At 68.9% G+C, this 18,015-nt stretch carries 24 protein-coding genes; 9 read left to right on the top strand and 15 right to left on the bottom strand.

Annotated elements, in window-relative coordinates:
* Positions 1 to 6: 6 nt before the first annotated feature.
* The 10 genes from ACL03I_RS12390 to ACL03I_RS12345 all read right to left on the bottom strand — a co-directional run bounded on the left by ACL03I_RS12390 (position 7) and on the right by ACL03I_RS12345 (position 8,039).
* A complete protein-coding gene (locus ACL03I_RS12390; RefSeq protein WP_355075269.1) occupies positions 7 to 405 on the bottom strand; it encodes an ectoine synthase in 399 nt (132 codons plus the stop codon).
* The gene (gene ectB, locus ACL03I_RS12385; protein WP_412805957.1) at positions 402 to 1,679 is read right to left on the bottom strand and encodes a diaminobutyrate--2-oxoglutarate transaminase; all 1,278 of its coding nucleotides are present in this window, start codon (positions 1,677 to 1,679) and stop codon (positions 402 to 404) included. The genes ACL03I_RS12390 and ectB overlap by 4 nt, the downstream gene beginning before the upstream one ends.
* Positions 1,676 to 2,278, bottom strand: coding sequence for a diaminobutyrate acetyltransferase (gene ectA / locus ACL03I_RS12380; RefSeq protein ID WP_355075265.1), 603 nt, complete (start codon positions 2,276 to 2,278; stop codon positions 1,676 to 1,678). Before ectA ends, ectB begins: the two co-directional genes overlap by 4 nt.
* Positions 2,279 to 2,362: 84 nt before the next feature.
* On the bottom strand, positions 2,363 to 3,472 hold the full coding sequence (locus tag ACL03I_RS12375) for an ATP-binding protein (RefSeq protein WP_412805956.1): 1,110 nt from the start codon (positions 3,470 to 3,472) through the stop codon (positions 2,363 to 2,365).
* Positions 3,459 to 4,169, bottom strand: a complete 711-nt coding sequence (locus ACL03I_RS12370; RefSeq protein WP_355075261.1) for a response regulator transcription factor — start codon at positions 4,167 to 4,169, stop codon at positions 3,459 to 3,461. The genes ACL03I_RS12375 and ACL03I_RS12370 overlap by 14 nt, the downstream gene beginning before the upstream one ends.
* Positions 4,170 to 4,615: 446 nt before the next feature.
* Positions 4,616 to 4,963, bottom strand: a complete 348-nt coding sequence (locus ACL03I_RS12365) for a hypothetical protein (protein WP_355075259.1) — start codon at positions 4,961 to 4,963, stop codon at positions 4,616 to 4,618.
* Between the two features lie 513 nt (positions 4,964 to 5,476).
* Entirely contained in the window at positions 5,477 to 6,262 is a 786-nt protein-coding gene (locus tag ACL03I_RS12360; protein ID WP_355075257.1) for an RNA polymerase sigma factor SigF, read from the bottom strand.
* Positions 6,252 to 6,683, bottom strand: coding sequence for an ATP-binding protein (locus ACL03I_RS12355; protein ID WP_355075255.1), 432 nt, complete (start codon positions 6,681 to 6,683; stop codon positions 6,252 to 6,254). Before ACL03I_RS12355 ends, ACL03I_RS12360 begins: the two co-directional genes overlap by 11 nt.
* Positions 6,684 to 6,851: 168 nt before the next feature.
* The gene (locus ACL03I_RS12350) at positions 6,852 to 7,535 is read right to left on the bottom strand and encodes a PAS and ANTAR domain-containing protein (protein WP_412805955.1); all 684 of its coding nucleotides are present in this window, start codon (positions 7,533 to 7,535) and stop codon (positions 6,852 to 6,854) included.
* A gap of 90 nt (positions 7,536 to 7,625) precedes the next feature.
* Complete coding sequence (locus tag ACL03I_RS12345; RefSeq protein WP_355075253.1) at positions 7,626 to 8,039, bottom strand: STAS domain-containing protein; 414 nt, start codon at positions 8,037 to 8,039, stop codon at positions 7,626 to 7,628.
* A gap of 384 nt (positions 8,040 to 8,423) precedes the next feature.
* On the opposite strand from ACL03I_RS12345, the gene ACL03I_RS12340 reads away from it, so the two are divergent.
* Entirely contained in the window at positions 8,424 to 9,635 is a 1,212-nt protein-coding gene (locus tag ACL03I_RS12340; protein ID WP_412805954.1) for a glycosyltransferase, read from the top strand.
* Position 9,636: 1 nt separating this feature from the next.
* On the opposite strand, the gene ACL03I_RS12335 is transcribed toward ACL03I_RS12340, so the two are convergent.
* Together ACL03I_RS12335 and ACL03I_RS12330 are read right to left on the bottom strand one after the other, a co-directional pair.
* A complete protein-coding gene (locus tag ACL03I_RS12335; protein WP_355075250.1) occupies positions 9,637 to 10,149 on the bottom strand; it encodes a DUF6328 family protein in 513 nt (170 codons plus the stop codon).
* Positions 10,136 to 10,561, bottom strand: a complete 426-nt coding sequence (locus tag ACL03I_RS12330; protein ID WP_355075248.1) for a ChaB family protein — start codon at positions 10,559 to 10,561, stop codon at positions 10,136 to 10,138. The genes ACL03I_RS12335 and ACL03I_RS12330 overlap by 14 nt, the downstream gene beginning before the upstream one ends.
* 141 nt (positions 10,562 to 10,702) lie before the next feature.
* Between ACL03I_RS12330 and ACL03I_RS12325 the strand changes: the two genes are divergently transcribed.
* From ACL03I_RS12325 to ACL03I_RS12315, 3 genes are read left to right on the top strand one after another with little or no spacing between them, the layout of a single operon-like run.
* The gene (locus tag ACL03I_RS12325) at positions 10,703 to 11,266 is read left to right on the top strand and encodes a nucleotidyltransferase family protein (protein WP_355075246.1); all 564 of its coding nucleotides are present in this window, start codon (positions 10,703 to 10,705) and stop codon (positions 11,264 to 11,266) included.
* The gene (locus ACL03I_RS12320) at positions 11,267 to 11,536 is read left to right on the top strand and encodes a BON domain-containing protein (RefSeq protein WP_355075244.1); all 270 of its coding nucleotides are present in this window, start codon (positions 11,267 to 11,269) and stop codon (positions 11,534 to 11,536) included.
* Positions 11,537 to 11,541: 5 nt separating this feature from the next.
* The gene (locus ACL03I_RS12315) at positions 11,542 to 12,261 is read left to right on the top strand and encodes a metallophosphoesterase family protein (RefSeq protein ID WP_412805953.1); all 720 of its coding nucleotides are present in this window, start codon (positions 11,542 to 11,544) and stop codon (positions 12,259 to 12,261) included.
* 12 nt (positions 12,262 to 12,273) lie between these two features.
* Here the strand turns inward: ACL03I_RS12315 and ACL03I_RS12310 are convergent, their stop codons facing one another.
* Positions 12,274 to 12,693, bottom strand: a complete 420-nt coding sequence (locus ACL03I_RS12310; protein ID WP_355075241.1) for a CBS domain-containing protein — start codon at positions 12,691 to 12,693, stop codon at positions 12,274 to 12,276.
* Between the two features lie 195 nt (positions 12,694 to 12,888).
* Between ACL03I_RS12310 and ACL03I_RS12305 the strand changes: the two genes are divergently transcribed.
* The 5 genes from ACL03I_RS12305 to ACL03I_RS12285 are packed head-to-tail and all read left to right on the top strand — an operon-like array spanning position 12,889 to position 16,553.
* A complete protein-coding gene (locus ACL03I_RS12305; protein WP_412805952.1) occupies positions 12,889 to 13,233 on the top strand; it encodes a hypothetical protein in 345 nt (114 codons plus the stop codon).
* Between the two features lie 57 nt (positions 13,234 to 13,290).
* Positions 13,291 to 13,749 (top strand): hypothetical protein, encoded by a 459-nt coding sequence (locus ACL03I_RS12300; protein WP_355075237.1) that lies wholly within the window; start codon positions 13,291 to 13,293, stop codon positions 13,747 to 13,749.
* Positions 13,746 to 14,063: a hypothetical protein gene (locus ACL03I_RS12295; protein ID WP_355075235.1), complete on the top strand. Its 318-nt coding sequence runs from the start codon at positions 13,746 to 13,748 to the stop codon at positions 14,061 to 14,063. Before ACL03I_RS12300 ends, ACL03I_RS12295 begins: the two co-directional genes overlap by 4 nt.
* Positions 14,060 to 14,995: a glycosyltransferase family 9 protein gene (locus tag ACL03I_RS12290; RefSeq protein ID WP_412805951.1), complete on the top strand. Its 936-nt coding sequence runs from the start codon at positions 14,060 to 14,062 to the stop codon at positions 14,993 to 14,995. The genes ACL03I_RS12295 and ACL03I_RS12290 overlap by 4 nt, the downstream gene beginning before the upstream one ends.
* A 52-nt stretch (positions 14,996 to 15,047) precedes the next feature.
* Entirely contained in the window at positions 15,048 to 16,553 is a 1,506-nt protein-coding gene (locus ACL03I_RS12285) for an FAD-dependent oxidoreductase (protein ID WP_412805950.1), read from the top strand.
* A gap of 16 nt (positions 16,554 to 16,569) precedes the next feature.
* On the opposite strand, the gene ACL03I_RS12280 is transcribed toward ACL03I_RS12285, so the two are convergent.
* Positions 16,570 to 17,097, bottom strand: a complete 528-nt coding sequence (locus tag ACL03I_RS12280; RefSeq protein WP_355075229.1) for an AAA family ATPase — start codon at positions 17,095 to 17,097, stop codon at positions 16,570 to 16,572.
* A gap of 53 nt (positions 17,098 to 17,150) precedes the next feature.
* Positions 17,151 to 18,011, bottom strand: coding sequence for an SDR family oxidoreductase (locus ACL03I_RS12275; protein ID WP_364432265.1), 861 nt, complete (start codon positions 18,009 to 18,011; stop codon positions 17,151 to 17,153).
* Between the last annotated feature and the right edge of the window lie 4 nt (positions 18,012 to 18,015).

Below are 18,015 nucleotides of genomic sequence, written 5' to 3'. Positions count from 1 at the left end.
GTGTCCTCAACCTCCGATCGTCGCGGTGACCAGCGGATAGACGCCGTTGCTGTCGTGAACCTCCTGACCGGTGACCGGCGGGTTGAACACGCACATCATCCGCATCGTGGTGCGCACCTCCAAGCGGTGGCGTTCGTGTCCGTCGAGCAGGTACATCGAGCCGGGCGCGAGCTCGTAGGTGACGCCGTTGTCAAGATCGGTCAGCGTGCCCTCGCCTTCGACGAGCCACACGGCCTCTACGTGATTCAAATAGTGGAACTCGTGCACCGTCCCGGCGTCAATGGTGGTCTCGTGGAACGAGAAGCCGACGCCGTCGCCGCCCAGGACGATGCGCTTGCTGCGCCAGCCTCGGCCCGCGACGTCGCGCTCGGTACCGGTGATCTCCGCGGTGCTGCGCACGATCATGCGATCGCCCCCATCCCGCCGCACACCGACTCGACAGCGCCGGCGAGGACGCCGAGCCCTTGGTCGAGTTCCTCGTCGGTGACCGTCAGCGGCGGCAGCAGCTTCACCACCTCGTCGGTCGAGCCGGAGGTCTCCACCAGCAGCCCGCGCTCGAAGGCGATCTGGCAGACCTTGCCCGCCTGCGAGGGATCGTCGAACACCACGCCTTGCACCAGTCCGCGTCCACGGGTCGAGACGCCGGGGAAGTGCGCGGCCAGCTCGGACAAGCTGCGCGCGATCTTCTCCCCCTTGGCCAGGGTCGCGGTCTGCAGGGCGTCGTCGGACCAGTAGTGGCGCAGCGCGGTCGTCGCGGTGACGAACGCGGGATTGTTGCCGCGGAAGGTGCCGTTGTGCTCACCCGGCGACCACTCGTCCAGCTCCGGCTTGAACAGCACCAGTGCCATGGGCAGGCCGTAGCCGCCGATCGACTTCGACAACGTCACGATGTCGGGCGTGATGCCCGCGATCTCGAAGGAGAAGAACGGTCCGGTGCGGCCGCAGCCCATCTGCACGTCGTCGACGATCAACAGGATCTCCCGCTCCGTGCACAGCCCGGCGAGGTGGCGCAGCCACTCCGCGCGGGCGACGTTGACGCCGCCTTCGCCCTGCACCGTCTCCACGATCACCGCGGCCGGGCGGTCGAAGCCCGACGAGGTGTCGTCGAGCACCTTCTCCATCCACTGGAAGTCGGCGGTGGTGCCGTCGAAGTAGCCGTCGTAGGGCATGTGCGCGGCGTGCACCAAGGGCACACCGGCGCCCGCGCGCTTGGCGGCGTTGCCGGTGACCGACAGCGCGCCGAGGGTCATGCCGTGGAAGGCGTTGGTGAAACTGACGATGGTCTCGCGGCCGGTGACCTTACGCGCCAGCTTGAGCGCGGCCTCGACCGCGTTGGCGCCGGTCGGGCCGGGGAACTGGACCTTGTAGTCCAGGCCGCGCGGGGTGAAGAGCGTGTCGCGCAACGTCTCCAGCAGTTCGCGCTTGGCTCCGGTCGACATGTCGAGGCCGTGGGTGATGCCGTCGCTGGCGATGTAGTCCAGCAGCGAGCGCTTGAGCACATCGTTGTTGTGCCCATAGTTCAGGGCACCGGCGCCCGCGAAGAAGTCCAGGTAGTCCTTGCCTTCCTCGTCGCGCAACCAGCTGCCCTTCGCCGTGGTGAACACGGTGGGCCAGGCGCGGCAGTAACCGCGCACGTTCGACTCCAGACTCTCGAAAACGGTGGTGTCCGCGTTGATCATCGGTGATCCTCCTCGGTGGTGCGGGCGGTCGGGGCGATGCGATACAGGTCTTCGGGTGCGTGGCTGTCGGGGAAGACGCCCGCGTCGAACAAGTGGCGCTTGGTCACCTCGGCGCCGCGCGCAGCGGCCACCGACGTGAACAGCGCGATGGAACCGGCGTTGTCCGGCGAGATGGTGGTTTCGAGTACTGAAACTCCCTGAGCCGCGACGCTGTTGAGCAACGTGTGGAGCAGCTCGGCACCGATGCCGCGGCCGCGCTGCGCGCGGTCCACCGCGATCTGCCAGACGAAGACGGTGTCGGGCGCCTGCGGACGGACGAATCCGATCACGTATCCGACGACGCGACCGTCGGATTCGGCGACCACCGAGGTTCCGGCGAAGTCCCGGCACCACATCAGGTACGCGTAGCTCGAATTGACGTCCAGCACCGCGGAATTCTTCGCGATGCGCCACATCGGGGCGCCGTCGCCCAAGCGGGGCGTGCGCAGGACCACGGCGGGTCCGGCGCTTCTCCGAGACGGGGTGGCCCCCAGAGCGGCGGCGGCGTTCCCGACGCGCGATCGCTCGATCTCCGCTGGGGACAGGGTTGGCGATGACATACAACTCCCTCGTCTGATCAGCTGTACTTATCCAGGCTTGCGAAGCGACTTTGAGGTGAACCTGTCGACTTCTTTACGGTCGTATTACGGATGGATGTCGCCGAGCCGGGGCAACCGCACGACGAATCGCGCGCCGCCGCCGGGACGGTCGGTGCAGTGCACCCCGCCACCGTGTGTGGCGACCGTCTCGGCGACCAGCGCCAAGCCGATCCCCGTTCCGTCCGGCGAGCGGCGGCCGCTGCGGGCGGTGGCGAATCGTTCGAAGATCCGGTCGCGGTCCGCGGCGGGGACGCCGGGTCCCGCGTCGTCGACGGTGAGCACCGCGTCGGTGCCGTCGCGGTCGATGCCGACCGCGACCACACCACCGCCGTGCCGGTCGGCGTTGTGCAGCAGGTTGGCCACCGCGCGCTCCAGTTCGACCTTGCGGCCGCGCACGGTGACGTCCTGGCGCACCGTGAGCAGCTCGCTCGGATAGCGACGGTCGCTCAGCGTGTGCACCAGCAGGTCGCGCACCGACAGCGGCTCGGCGTCGCCGTGATGCATGCCCGCTTCCACCCGCGCCAGGGCGAGCAGATCGTCCAACAGTTTGCGCAGGTGCTCCACCTCGGCGGTGACCAGGCCGAGCGTCCGTTGCGAACGTTCCGGCAGATCCCCGCGGTGCCGGTTGAGCACATCGACGCCGGCCATCAGGGTGGTCAGGGGCGTGCGCAGCTCGTGGCTGACGTCACCGAAGAGCCGGTGTTCGCGCTCGATGCGCCGTTGCAGCGAGTCCACCATGGTGTTGAACGACTCGACGGTGATCGCCAGATCCTGGTCCCCGGTCGCGGGCAACCGCTGGTCGAGATCACCGGAGGCGATCCGCGCGGCGGTGCCCGCAAGCTGATGCAGCGGGGTCAGCACCCGCCTGCTCGCCCACCAGCCGACCGCCGCGCCGATCAGGGTGACCACGACGGCGCAGCAGATGAGCACGTTGCGCAGCAGATCGAGATCCGCGTTGAGATCTCCCGGTGATTCGCTGCCCGCGTGTGTTCGCTGCGCTTCCAGGTAGCCGCGGCTGATCACGAAGACCGAAACGACCAGTACCAGCGACATCAGCGCGGCGATCGTCGCGAAGACGGCGGTCACCCGGGCGCGAAGGCTCCAGGCGTTCGGATTCCAGCGTTCGGCGTCGGAGCAGCGTTCAGCGGCGCACATCGAGGCGATAGCCGAGTCCGCGCACCGTCACCACGATGCGCGGATCGGACGGATCCCGCTCGATCTTCGTGCGCAAGCGGCGCATGTGCACGTCCACGATGCGTTCGTCGCCGAAAAACCCACGGTCCCAAACCCGTTCGAGCAGCGCCGTGCGGCTGAGCACCCGGCCCGGCGTCTCGGCCAGCTCACACAGCAAACGGAATTCGGTGAGCGTCAGCCTGATCTCCTCGTCGCCGCGGCGCACCACCCCGCTGTCCTGCGCGAGGACCAGCGGAGCCGTGTCGTCTGCCTCGAGCACCATCTCCTGCGGCGTCTCCCGTTCGGCGGTCAGCCGGAAGCGGCGGCGCACCGCGCGCATACGAGCGGTGATCTCCTTGATTTCGAACGGCTTGGTCACGAAATCGTCGGCACCCGCCTCCAGGGCGGCCACCACGTCGTGGGTGTCGTCGCGAGCGCTGACCACGATGATCGGGACGTCATGGTCGCGGCGGATCTCCCGGATACACTCGAACCCGTCCATGCCGCCGAGCATCAGATCGACGATCATCACATCGGGAACACCGTTGCTGCGCAGATGAGTGAGCGCGTCTTCGGCTTCCTCCGCCTCGTCGACGTCGTATCCCTCGTCTTCCATAGCGAGCCGTAAGGCACCGCGGACCCGGTCGTCGTCTTCCACGATCATCAGGTTTGCGCTCAAGACCTTATCCCTTGCAGACATGCGGAAGCGCGTCACGATGCGGACAACCGCATCCCCATACCGACGCGACCTTCCGCTTTTCGAGCAACCTTTGCTCGGCTTCGAGTACCCCTGTGCCCGGCCGGTAAACGTCCGGCAGACCGATGTGGGGCCTCTTGGTTGTTCCATCGACGCTATACGCCCGCCCGACTCGGGCAGCACCGGGGCGGCAGAGGAACTCGCCTTCCGCGCACCGCGGCACGACGCGGAGAACGAGACCGACCGCGAAAAGTGCACGGTAACAGACCTTTTCGAACAAGCGATCACATCGGGCCGGGCCTGCGCGAACCGTAGGGTCGACAACAGATTTCGCGAGGCGATCGTGCCGTGCGTCACATTGCTTCCGATGCGCCGATCACGGGCGCACGACCGTGACCGGTCTCACGACTAATCCAGCGGCCGCCCGGCTATCGCGGCGGCTCCAAACGGTTGAAGTTGCTCGGCGGATCATCGGTGCCGCGCTCCTCGTACCAGAAGCGAAGTTTCCTGGCATCGAACGTGGCGAACCACTCTTCCCACCGCACCGGGCGCAGCACGGCGCCCCCGTACCCGGGGAAGTCGAATCGCAACACCCCGAGCCGTCCGTCGTGCTCGCTGCCCGGCACGGTCGCGGGCCGGGCTCCGCGCTGGGCGGCCCAGCGGCGGATGACATCGTGGTTCCTGGTGACGGAGATCCCTCGGGACTGGATCGACGCCCCCGGCCCACCCGGTCCGAACCGCGGATTCCGGGTGCCTGGGCGGCGCTGGTCGGTCATGACGAGCTCCTCGAGCCATCGGCATCTGTTGTCCGGTTCCTGTCTAACTACCCGTTGGGCCTGTTATGCAAACTGGTCGGCCGAACCGTGGCTGCCGAGCGAACCGGTTGGCGCCGTGATCGGTGGGTAACCGGCCGATGATCGGCCGGACGAAGCGCGGTCACAGCCGTAGCGCACGCCGATCACCCGAACGAGGAGGAGTTCGCATGTCCACCGACAGCGCGACACAGCCGGTCCCGCCCACGCCCGAGCCGGACCCCGTACCGCCCATCCCGGAACCGGATCCCGTACCGCCGATTCCCGAGCCGGACCCCATTCCGGAGCCCAATCCTGTTCCGCCGGAACCTGATCCGCATCCGCTGCCACCGGTGCCAGGCCCCGCGCCACGTCCGCCGGTACCAGGACCGGCGCCGACGCCCCCCGTGCCGGATCCCGGCCGCCCCTCGTCGGACCCCGGTCTGCCCGGGCCGTCGCCGGACCCGACTCCGCCGAATCCGGTGTAACGGGCCGACGTCAGTCCCGCAGCGCCTGCTCACGCAGCGCGTTCAAGGTCCGGGAAAGAATGCGCGAAACGTGCATCTGGGAGACTCCGAGCCGCTCGGCGATCTGATTCTGCGTCAACGACTCGAAGAAACGCATGGTCAGCACCTGACGCTCACGCTCGGGAAGTTCGCCGAGCAGCGGTTCGACCGCCATCACGTCCTCGACCAGGTGATAGGAGGGCTCTTCGGCGCCGAGGCTGTCCAGTAGCGGCTGCGCGGTGTTCTCGGCGTCCTCACCGGCGGCCGCGTCGATGGACGACGACTGGTAGGCGTTGCCCGCGATCAGCGCTTGGGTCACCTCCACGAGCTCGACATCCAGCTCGGCCGCGATCTCCCTGGCGCGTGGCATCCGGCCCAGTCGCTGGGACAGCGTTTCGACGGTCGGACCGATACTCAGTTGGATCTCCTTGGTCCGGCGGGGCACCCGCACCGCCCAGGTGTTGTCCCGGAAGTGCCGCCGGACCTCGCCCATGATCGTGGGCACGGCGAAGGACAGGAACGATGATCCGCGCGTGACGTCGAAACGGTCCGCTGCCTGCACCAACCCCAGGCGGGCCACTTGCAGCAGGTCGTCGAAGTTCTCGCCGCGCCCGGCGAACTTGCGGGCGATGTGCTCGGCCAGCGGCAGGCATCGTTCGATCAGCTCCCGACGCATCGGCGCACGTCGTGGATCGCCGGGATCCAGCGCGGCGATCTTCTCGAACAGCGGCTCGATGTTGTCGTAGGTATCCCCGCGCGACCTCGGCTCACCCGCCATTCGGCGCACCTCGCACCCAGCTGAAGTCGATCACTGTCGGATATCCGCCGAGCACACTGTCGTAGGAGCCCTGCGCGGCGGCGATCGAATCGGTCAGCGTGCGTACGATGTGCCAGCCGAGCCCGGCGTGCCCGAGCACCGACTCGGTGACCGCCACCGAGGAGACGTGCACGAACATCTTGCCGTCGTCATAGGTGAACTCGCAGTCGATCGTCGAGCCAACGGCGGCGTCGATGATGAGCGAGGTCGCCACCTCGTCGAGCGCGAGCCGGATATCGGTCACCTCGTCCAAGGCGAAGTCCGCGATGAGGGCGACTGTCTCGGCGAGCGCGCGGAGCATGGTCAACTGTTCCAGCCGAGCGGGCACCCGCACACCGACTGTCGTCGTATCGGTCGAGGATCGGGAAGTCGACTCCCCCATTTGCCCATCACCACCTTGTCCTCACAGCCACTCCACTGCGGCCTGCATACCGCCGCCGAGTTCTCCTTCTCAGCCACCGGAACACCGCGGACGCCACGGACTGTGGAGCGGAATATCGCCGCGTTCCTCGTCCGGGACGTACCCGCCGGGATGGGATCGAAACGCCGGTCAGTCGCCGTCGATGCGCTCGTGGGCGGTGAGCAGCAGATGATCGAATTCGGTGCGCAGGCCAACCGTGACGCCGGCCAGCCCGGGCAGATCGGCGACCAGCCGCGCGGCCAGTTTGCGCAGTTTGACGTTGGTCTCCTGCGATCGCCAGCTCAGCACGCGGAACGCCTGCTCGGGGCCGACGCCGTAGATCAGCATGAGCGCGCCCTTCGCCTGCTCGATCACCGCTCGGGCGGCGTACAACTCGGGCAGGGCGTCGTCCAGCGTCTCCTGCCGGTGCTCCTCGAGGGTGTCGGTGACGTCGATGTAGTAGCCGGAGGTGCCCACCACCAGCCCCGAGTCGTCGATCATCCGGTCGGCGACCAGGACCACGTGGTGGACCGCGCCGGCGGTGTCGATGATGCGATGGCGACTGGAGAACGGTTCCGCGTCGGCGATCGACCGCGCCAAGGCGCTGGCCACCGCTTCGCGATCGTCCGGGTGCTTGTGCTTCAGCAACAACTCCGTGGTCGGCGTCACCGTCCCCACCGCGTAACCGTGCATCGACGCGACCTCGTCCGACCATTCCCAACGCTGGTCGGCGAACCAGAAACGGAAACTGCCGACACTTTGCGGCCTTCCGGTACCGATCACCCGGTCCAGCGCGAGGGCGTTCTCGGGCTGGACCGACCTGCTTTCACTCACCGCTGAAGTATCCGATGCCGACGCGCCCGGTGTGACCGGATCGGGAGCGGTCACACCGGCGAGCACCGGTCTCGGGCGACAGTCTTCGGCTCAGGCGTCCAAAGCTGTGCGCATGGACTGGTAGCGGGGGAACAACGACCGCACGCCGGTCACCTCGAGTGCCCGCTCGACTCCCGGTCCGCCCACGACGATGCGCAGGTCCGGACGACCCAACCCCTCTCTGCGCAGCGCACCGAGCCGCACGGCCGCGCGCAGACTCAAGAACCTCGCCGCTCGCAGATCGATCACGACGGCATCGCACGGTGACTGCAACGCACGCTCGACCGTCTCGAAGAACTCGGCCGACACGGCGGCGTCCAACTCGCCTTCGACCCGGACCACCACGCATTCGCGACGGCGGTCCACCCGCTGTGCCCACAACCGGTTGTCCCGACGACGTCCCGGTCCCGAACCATTGAGATGCACGCCCTCGGCGTGGTCCCGTAGCAGAGAAATGGCAGACAAGTCGAACCTCCCGTGTAGGGGGTATCCAGTCCTCCGCGACGGCCGGAGAGGGCAGCGCGCGAATCGGTTGCCGTGCCGTCCCATCGACCGGCTGCGCCGAATGCGTCGAACCGGGGTCGGCTGTGATCTCAACCTCCCTACAGTGTGGCACGGCCGACCCCTTCCCGACAGCGTTCGGTAGGAGAACGTGACCCGCCGCCGGAGGGCCCGCGACCGGGACGAACCGACCGGTCGGCCGGGAATGTGGCCGCTGACGTGGGGTTTCATCGGGCCGACCGCGGGCATATACCGAACATATTCCCGAACGTCACGCGATGCCGGTCGTAGGGCAACCGCGCGTATCCGCGCGTCCGGATGCCGCCCGCGACGAGAACGGAGCACCCGGTGAAGATTGCCATGGTTTCCGAAGATGCCAGCCCGCTCGCCGAAGGCAGCCCCGCCGACGGGGGCGGCCGCGGCGCCTATGTAGCGGAGTTGTCGGCCGCCTATGCCCGCCGGGGCCACGACGTGACGGTTTATACCCGACGTATCAGTCCGCACGCCCCGGCCGAGTTGCTCGCCGACGGCGGCTATCGCGTGGTGCACGTCGCGGCCGGACCGCCCAACCCCTTGCCGAGCGACCGCACCCTGCCCTACCTCGGTGACTTCGGCACCGTGCTGCGACGGCACTGGGGTGCCGATCGGCCCGACATCGTGCACGCGCACTACTGGAAGTCCGGGCTCGCCGCCGAACTGGCCTCCCGCGCCCACGGCATCCCAGTGGTGCTGACCTTCCACGGGCTCGGCACCGTGCAGCGGCGCTGCGAAGGTCTCGCCGACCCGAGCCCACGCTCGCGGATCCGGTTCGAGCGGCTCATCGCGACGCGGGCGGCGCACGTGGTGGCGACCTGCTCCGACGAGGTCGGGGAGCTGGCCAGGATGGGCGTGCCGCGCTTCCGTACCTCGATCGTGCCGCACGGGGTCGACCTCACGAGGTTCACCCCGGAGGGCGCGGTCGCCGATCGGCACGCCACGCACCGGCTGCTCGCGGCCGGAGAGTTGGTGCGCCGCAGCGGATTCGACCCCCTTATCGGAGCGCTGGCGGAGCTGCCGGACACCGAGCTGGTGATCGTCGGCGGCCCCGCCGCCGACGACGAGGACGACGCCGAAGGCCGCAGGCTGCGCCGCATCGCATCGGATCATGGTGTGCGAGAACGGCTTCGATTGACCGGACCGGTCACGCGGCCGACCATGCCCCGGCTGTACCGCTCCGCCGACGTCGTGCTCTGCACGCCCTGGTACGAGCCGTTCGGCCGGGTGGCGCTGGAGGCTATGGCCTGTGGGAAGCCGGTGATCGCCACGGCTGTCGGCGGCCTGCTGGATACCGTGGTCGACGGCGTCACGGGACGATTCGTCGCTCCGCCCGAACCCGCTGCCATCGTGCGGGCGGTGCGCCCGCTCCTGGCGGACTCGACGTTGCGCGAAACCTGGGGCGCGGCAGCCTATCAGCGGGCCGCGAGCCGCAATTCCTGGGATCGGGTCGCGGTCGAGACGCTCAGCGCCTACCACCGCGGCGCCCCCGCTCACGCGGGCGAGGTCGTCTCCTGGGCGCGGTGAATCAGTAGTGCTCGGCGCGGACGTCCTCGGACGCGCTGCGCCAGCGCCACGGGGCGACGAGCCATGTCGACACGAACAACGCGACGGCGGCGATACCGGTCACCACCGCCGCTGCCGTGCCCGTCACATAGTCGACCACGAGAACCACCGCGCCGATCAACGCGAGACCCAGCAGTGCGACGCCGGCCATCGCGCACCGGTGCGCCGCCCACACGACATTGCCCAGCCGGTGCCTGCGGAACAGGATCCGATGCCAGGACACCGGCGCGATCAGGAACACCGTCGCCCCCAGCACAGCAGCCAAAGTGGCGAGGTACAGCGCTCGCAAGCCCGGCGCCAGCGTGCCGAACGACGCCTGGAACGGCAGCACCAGCAACGCCCCGAACAGGAATTGCACACCGGTCTGGACAACGCGCAACTCTTGGATCAGGCTCGCCCAGTTCCGGTCCAGTCGTTCCAGCTCGGTCTCGCCGCGCGCACGGCGGGCCCAGTCGTCGTCCTCACCCTCGGGCACGCGCGGCCTCCCGGCGGTTGCGTTTCTTGATCGCCTCGACGAGTTCGTCCTTGCTCATCCGCGAGCGCCCGGTGACCTCGAGTCGCCGGGCGACCTCCAGCAGGTGTTGTTTCGACGCGTTGGCATCGACGCCTTCGGCCGTCTCACCGCGCGCGTCCGGCCCGTGTTGCTTGGCGCGTTCGTCCGAGGGACCGCGGTGCGCCTTGGGCTCCCAGTGGTCGCCGACTTTCTCGTAGCTGTGTTTCAGCGCGGCATAGGCGACGCGGTGGGCGCGCTGTTCGTTCCCGTCGTACTGCTCCAGCGCGGCGTCGTGCGCCTCGGCGAAGGTGCGCTGCGCCTTCTCCTCCGACCGCTTCAGCGTGCTCGGCAACTCGGACTTCTTCACATCGCCGCGCGCTGTCGTCTTGGGCATGTGTCGCTCCTTCCCTGCTCGCGAGGTTGGTCCGAAGTGGTCCGAAAGCCCGGTGCCGGGCCGCATCGGGCCCTCCGGATATCCGGACGCATACCCGGTGAAACGTCGATTAACCCGGTGTCCGCCGGGTACCACCGCTGCATGGCCGTTACCACCGATCAGCTGCTGCATGCGCTCACCCGCACGGTGAACGCCTTGGCGGCGACAGACATCCGATTCGCGGTGGCGGGCGGCTGCGCGGTCTACGCCCGTGGCGGCCCCACCTCCCAGCACGACGTGGACATCTTCGTCAAACCGGCCGACAGCGGGCGGGCGATCCAAACGCTGGCCCGTGCGGGGCTGCGGGTGTGCGACCCGCCGGAGAACTGGCTACGCAAGGTCTACGCCGACGACATCCTGGTGGACGTCATCCACCGCCCGAACGATCGCGAGGTGACCGACGAACTGCTCGACCGGGCCACCGAGATGCGGATCGGGCCCGCCAAGGCCCCGGTGATCAGCGGTACCGACCTGATGATCGACAAGATGCTCGTCTTCGACGCGCACCGCCTTGATCTCAGCCCGATTCTGCACATCGCGCGCGACCTGCGCGAACAGGTCGACTGGGAGGTTGTGCGCGAGCAGACCAAGGCCTCGCCCTACGCGCGGGCCTTCCTGGGCCTGCTGGACGATCTCGGCATCACCCGCACCGGAAAGGTGGAGTAGATGGAGCAGCCGCAATACCTGGTCGCACGATTGCGCCGGGCGCTGGCCGAGGATCCCCGCACCGCCGAACTCGGTGTGCAGGTGACCATTCGCGGCGACGTCGTGGTGCTGTGCGGCGAGGTGAGCAGCGAGAACTGCAAACAGCAGATGGAAACCGTCGTGCGCGAACAGCTTCCGCACGCTCGGATCCACAACGACGTCCATGTCACCCGTCCCACGGCACCCGTCGAAACCGAGACGCTGGAGCCGGACGGATCCGAAAGGAGTTGAGCGGCATGCGGATAGCCGCGGTCGGTGACGTACATCTCGGCGTGGATTCGCGCGGGCAATGGCGGGAGGCACTGGACGGACTGTCCGCGCGAGCGGATGTGCTCCTGCTGGCGGGCGACCTGACGCGCCACGGCGCCGTCGACGAAGGCCGGGTGGTCGCGGAGGAGTTCGCCGACCTGGGCGTGCCGGTCGTCGCCGTCCTGGGCAACCACGACTATCACAGCGACGCCGATCAGGAGATCAGCACCGTGCTGGCCGACCACGGCATCACGGTGCTGGAAGGCACTTCGGTGACGTTGCACCTCGACGGGAGCACGCTCGGGATCGCGGGCACGAAAGGCTTCGGCGGCGGCTTCGCGGGCAAGTGCGCAAGCGTCTTCGGTGAACCCCTGATGCGTGAATTCGCCGGGCACACCGTGGACGTGGCCGCCGCACTCGGCGATGCGCTGGCGAATCTGCACACCGACGTCACCGTCGCGCTCACGCACTACTCCCCGATCAGCGACACCCTGCACGGCGAGCCGAGGGAGATCTATCCGTTCCTCGGCTCCTACCTGCTCGGCGAGGCGATCGATGAACACGGCGCCGACCTGGCGTTGCACGGTCATGCGCACGCGGGCACCGAGCGCGGCACCACTCCGGGCGGCATCCGGGTGCGCAATGTCGCCCAGCCGGTGATCCGAGCGGCGTACGCGGTCTACGACATGCACCCGGCCGCGGTCTGAGTAGGGCCGGACTCAGAAGTCGGTCGAGATCGCCTCCACGGTGCTGCCCGACTGGGTGTTCTCGACAGTGGTGGCCACGTCGGCCTGCGCGATGATTCCGACCAGCTTGCCTTTCTCCAGTACCGGCACGCGGCGCACCTGATGCTGCGACATCACCGACATCACCTTGCGTACGTCGTCGTCGGCTTCGACGGTGACCAATTCCTCGCCCCCGAGTTCGCCCGCGTCGACGCCGAGCGGGTCCTTACGCTGGGCGATCACCTTTACGACGATGTCGCGATCGGTGAGCATTCCTTTCAGCTTGTCGTCCTCACCGCAGATGGGTAAGGCGCCGACGTTCAACTCCGCCATGCGCTGCGCGGCCGCAACCACCGTGTCGCTGGAGCGGACACACTCCACGTTCGGGGTCATGATGTCCCGTGCTGTTGTCATCGGGATCCTCCTGAATCTTCTCGCGGGTACGAGCGGCCCGGAACAGGGTCGCTCGCTGACGTCCTACCCCCGTTTCGGATCCCTTAACGCGGGCATCCGACCGGTATGGCCGCCCAGGACGGCCCGCTCGCAACGGCGCGGGCCGCGGGAGGCCCGCGCACCGAAATCGTTGCCGCTCAGCAGAAAGGACATCCGATGCTGCCAGCACCGAACGAGCCGACCGCGGGATCCGGCGGCGCCGAAGAGCAGCACGTGGCCCGGACCCACGCGTTTCCGGACGACACCCGCACCATTCGGACACACGCCGGAGAATCCATCGAGGACGCCCGGAACTGGCCGGGCATCATCCTGGTCGCGGTGGGCATCGTGGCCATGGCCCTGACGCTCACCGCCGCCGGGTACGGATTCGCGGGGTGGGCGGTGGTGGCGGGCATCGTCAGCGGCGTCTGCATCATCGCGGGCGTCTTGGTGATCGTCGCCGAGCACCGCCGGATCAAGGCGCGAGAAGGCAAGCGGCTACGGGACGCCGCCGGTCACTGATCCTCGCCCGATCGCGTGCCGCCCGCGGGGATGCGGCTTCGAACTCCAGGAGAAGGAATGACACACCAGCCCAATCGGCCTTTGGGCCGCTTCGCCCTGCTCATCGGCGCTGTGGCGGCGGGATCGGCGCTCACGGCATGTTCGGTCGACGGCGGCGATCCGGCCGCGGATACGCCCCAGCCCGCGACCGTCTCGATCACCATGCCGGGGCCGAGCAGCCCCCAGGTGCCGAACACTGACCAGATCACGGCGGAAGCGGCGAAGCAGCTGTGCGACATGATGGGCGCGGACATCGACACCTGGCGTGGCCAGAGCGCCACGGTGGCCAAAGTGACGTTCAACGGCACCGTGCACAACTGGGCGGCCCGTAACGGCGGGCTCAACGACGTCGTCGTCACCCACCGCGACACGGTCGACGCCGTCACTACGCAGACCTGCCCCGACGTGCGCGAACAGGCGGTGCAGGCGCTCGGCGTACCGGACCTGGCCTCGGCGCTGGCGGGGTTCGGCCGATGAGCGCCGCGCGCCGGATGGGCGTCGCCGTCCTTGCCGCGCTGGCGGTGTGCGCGGCGGGGTGCGGCAACGAGCCGGAGAAGATCGTGAACAAGGGCGGTGACACACCGTGCAACGAATACGTCGCCCAGGATCCCGACAAGCAGCGCGTCACCACCGAGAAGTTCCTCGAAGAGGAGCGCGAGGGTCACGAGACGCCCGACGCCAGAACCGTCGACGCGGCGATCACGGCGATCAAGTTGATGTGCGCGGCGCAGGCCAATCCGGACACCCCGATCCGCAAGGCCGACCTCACCGGCATCTTCGTGCCGAAATGAGCGTCTTGCTCGCGTTGCGCGCGCACGGGTTGCGGGAGCTGCTGACCGCGGTTCCCGCCCTGCGCGCGTTGCACGACGCCCGCCCGCGACACCGGCTCGTACTGGCCGCGCCGGGATGGCTGCGCCCGGTGGTGGAACTGGCCGCGTGCGTCGACGAACTCCACGCGACGCCGATGGCGGCCGGATTGCGCTGGAACGCCGCGGCGCCGACCTTCGCGGTCAATCTGAACGACTGCGGGGCCGAGAGCATACGCGCGCTGCTCGCGACCGATCCGGAACGGATGATCACCCACCGCCACAAGGACTTTCCGCAGGTGCCGGGTCCGCTGTACGAGCCAGGCCTGCCCGACACCGTGCGGTGGTGCCGGCTACTGGATTGGGCGGGCATCCCGGCCGATTCGGCCCGACTGGACATCACGCCACCACCGGAGTGCACCGGAGAGCGGCGCTCCATCGTCGTCTATCCGGGTGGAGCCCCGGCGCGTCGCTGGCCCGCCGACCGTTTCGCGACGGTGGCCGCCGGCCTGCGCGAGTGGGGAGGTCCGGTACGTATCGTCGGCAGTGCCGCGGACCGTCCGCTCGCCCTCAGCGTCGCGGCCCAGGCGGGCTTGCCCGAAAACGACGTCCTGGCAGGCGAACTCACGCTGCGCCAACTCGCCGCGACGGTGGCCGACGCGTCCCTCGTGCTCAGCGGCGACACCGGCGTCGGGCATCTGGCCACGGCGTTCGGCACACCGTCGGTGCTGATCTTCGGTCCCGACTCGCCCGCGGTCTGGGGGCCGCCACCGGAACGGGCGGCGCATGTCGCGTTGTGGGCCGGGCACCCCGGCGACCCGCGGGCGGACACACCCGCGCCCGGATTGGCGATGATCAGCGCCGCCGAGGTGCTCGCCGCCGCCGATCGGCAGCTCAGCGGCCACGTGCGAGTATGAGAAGGAATCCGCACGGGCGTTTCGCCCCGTCGAGACCGGCTATCTCGGGCATATGACGTCCCTATGGTTGCACGGCGCGCAGGTTCCGGCGCGGTTGCGGTTGACGCCGGGATCGCGCTTCGACACGGTGGTGATCGGCGGCGGGCTCACCGGACTGGTGACCGCCCTGCTGCTGGTCGAGAACGGCGTGGAAGTGGCCGTGGTCGAAGGAAGACGCGTCGGTGCGGGCACCACCGGGGCCACCACGGGTAAGGTCAGTCTGCTGCAGGGGACGCGTGCGCAGCAGATCGCCCGGCACCATTCCGACAACGTCCTGCGCGACTATGTGGCGGCCAATCGCGAAGGGCAGGAATGGCTCTTGGAGTACTGTACCGCGCACGGCGTGACCGTCGAGCGGGCAGCAGCCTTGACCTACGCGCAGAACGACGACGAAATGTCGGCCGTGCGAGCGGAATACGCCGCGACGCAGAAGGCGGGCCTGCCCACCGAGCTGTTACGCGAGCTGGACGTCGACTTTCCCGCGCGCGGCGCGGTGCGCTTGGCCGATCAGGCCCAACTCGATCCGATGGCCCTGTTGGCCGCGCTCGCGGCCGACGTGGAGTCACACGGCGCGCCGATCTACGAATCCACCCTCGTGCGCGGCGTACATCACGGTGGCGGCGGTGATCTCGTCGTCTCCACCGAACACGGCGACCTCGGCGCGGGCCGGGTGGTGCTGGCCACGGGGACGCCCATCCTCGATCGTGGCGGATTCTTCGCCCGCCTCACTCCGCAACGCTCCTATCTGACGGCCTTCCGCCTGGACCGACCGGCTCCGCGCGATATGTACATCAGCGCGGGCAGCCCGACTCGCTCCCTGCGCCGCGCGCAGGGACCGGACGGCGAGCTTCTGCTGGTCGGCGGCAACGGTCATGTCGTCGGCCGCGGCGGATCGACCCGGGAGAAAGTGGAGGATCTGGTGAACTGGGCGCACACCTGGTTCCCGGGCGCCGAGCTGACGCACCGCTGGTCGGCTCAGGACTACTCCCCCATCGGAGAGCTTCCCTATGTGGGTCCGTTGCTGCCGGGGCAGAACGACATTCAGCTGGCCACCGGCTACGCCAAGTGGGGTTTGACCAACGGGGTCGCCGCGGCGATCGCGCTGGCCGGACGGTTCACCGGGGCGGCACCTCGATGGGCGGGCGCGCTGGCGAGCTGGCGTCCGGACGAGCTCAAGGCACTGCCCGCGGCGACGAAGATCAACGGCGCCGTGGCACAGAAACTCTCCGCGGGCTGGCTGCGGGTCGCGACCCACCACGACGGCGACGCTCCAGCCGAAGACTGCGGCATGGTCCTGCGCGAGGGCCTGCACCCGACGGCGGTGTGCACGGTGGACGGCGTCACCAACCGGGTCTCGGCGGTGTGCCCGCATCTCTACGGCATCGTCAACTGGAACGACGCCGAACGCACTTGGGACTGTCCGCTGCACGGCTCGCGTTTCGCCGCGGACGGCACGCTGCTCGAGGGCCCGGCCACCAGCTCGCTCACTGCCCTGCACGAGCCGCGCGACATCCGGTGAACCGGCGACGGGCTGCTCAGTCCGTCAGCGGCCTGGCATCGGCGAGGATTCGATCGACCGTCTGCTCGACCGTGAGATCCGACGTGTCCAGCCAGAGCCCGATCCGAGGAGTGGTCTCGCGCAACACCCTGTCCAGCCCCGCGACGGTGAATTCGTCGTAGGCGTCTTTTCCGCGTCCGGCCTCACGCGCCAAGACCACTTCGGTGCGCGGCGCGAGCACGACGACATACAGCGGTCGCGTGACGATCAGATCCGCCGTCCAGGGCAGGAATTCACCGAGGAAGACATCCTGCAGCACAGCCGTGAACCCGGCATCGGCATAGGAGTCGGCCGTCGCCGCGGCCAGGCTGTGCCGTAGCCGCAACTGGGCCAGCGCCTCGGGCGAGGGGTCCGCGGTCATCTCGGCACGCCCGTTCACCACGAACCGGCGGAAGGCGTCCCCGCGCACGTGCGCCGAGCGCGGCAGCCGCTCGGCCAGCGCCTGGGCGACGGTGGATTTGCCCGCGGCCTGGATGCCGGTGATCAGATAGACAGCCGATGCCATGACGACGATCATGGCGCGCCCCGCCACGACCGGCTACGGCGACCCCGCCGCGCTCAGTTCGCCCGAGCGCCTGCCTTCTGCTCGACATAGCGGTTCATCGCCCAATTCAATCCGCGCATCGCGGCGTTGTACGCGGGCGGGAAATACCGCTGTGCCCAGAAGCCCACGCGAATGTCGGGCGAGGTGAACACGAGGTAGCGGTTGCGCTCGACACCACGCACGATCGAGCGCGCCGCCGCCTCCGGGGTGACCGCGTGCCGCATGAACAGCGCCATGCCCCGCTGCACCGCTTCGGCCGTGCGATCGACGCCCGCGATGTCGACGCTGTCGACCATCGGCGTGGCCATGGCGCCCGGACACACCAGGCTCACGCCGATGCGGTGGCGTGCCAAGTCGAAGCGCAGCACCTCCGACACCCCGCGCAGGCCGAACTTGCCCGCGCTGTACGGGGCGTGCCACGGCAGGCCGAACAGGCCGGCCGCCGAGGACACGTTCACCACGTGACCGCCGCGTCCGGCCGCGATCATCGGCGGGACGAACGCTTCGATCACGTGGATCGGGCCCATGAGGTCGATGTCGACGGTGCGCCGCCACTGATCGTGCGTCAGCCGGTCCACGGTCCCCCACGTGGCGATACCGGCCACGTTCATGACGATGTCGACGCTGCCGACCACGTCGTGCACCTGGGCCGCCAGCGCCACGACCTGGTCGTAGTCACTGACATCGGCCGCCTCGGCGACGTGGACGGTCGCGCCCGCGGCGCGCGCGTCGGCCGCGGTCCGCGCGAGGCCGTCAGCGGCGATATCGGTCAGCACGAGCGAAGCGCCTTCGGTCGCCGCCGCGAGCGCCGTGCTGCGACCGAGACCGCTGGCCGCGCCGGTGATCAGACAGGTTTTGCCGGCGAACTTCGTCATAGTC

The organism is Nocardia sichangensis, from assembly GCF_047200615.1.
Classification (GTDB): Bacteria; Actinomycetota; Actinomycetes; order Mycobacteriales; family Mycobacteriaceae; genus Nocardia; species Nocardia sichangensis.
This window is presented reverse-complemented; position numbering and strand designations above follow the sequence as displayed.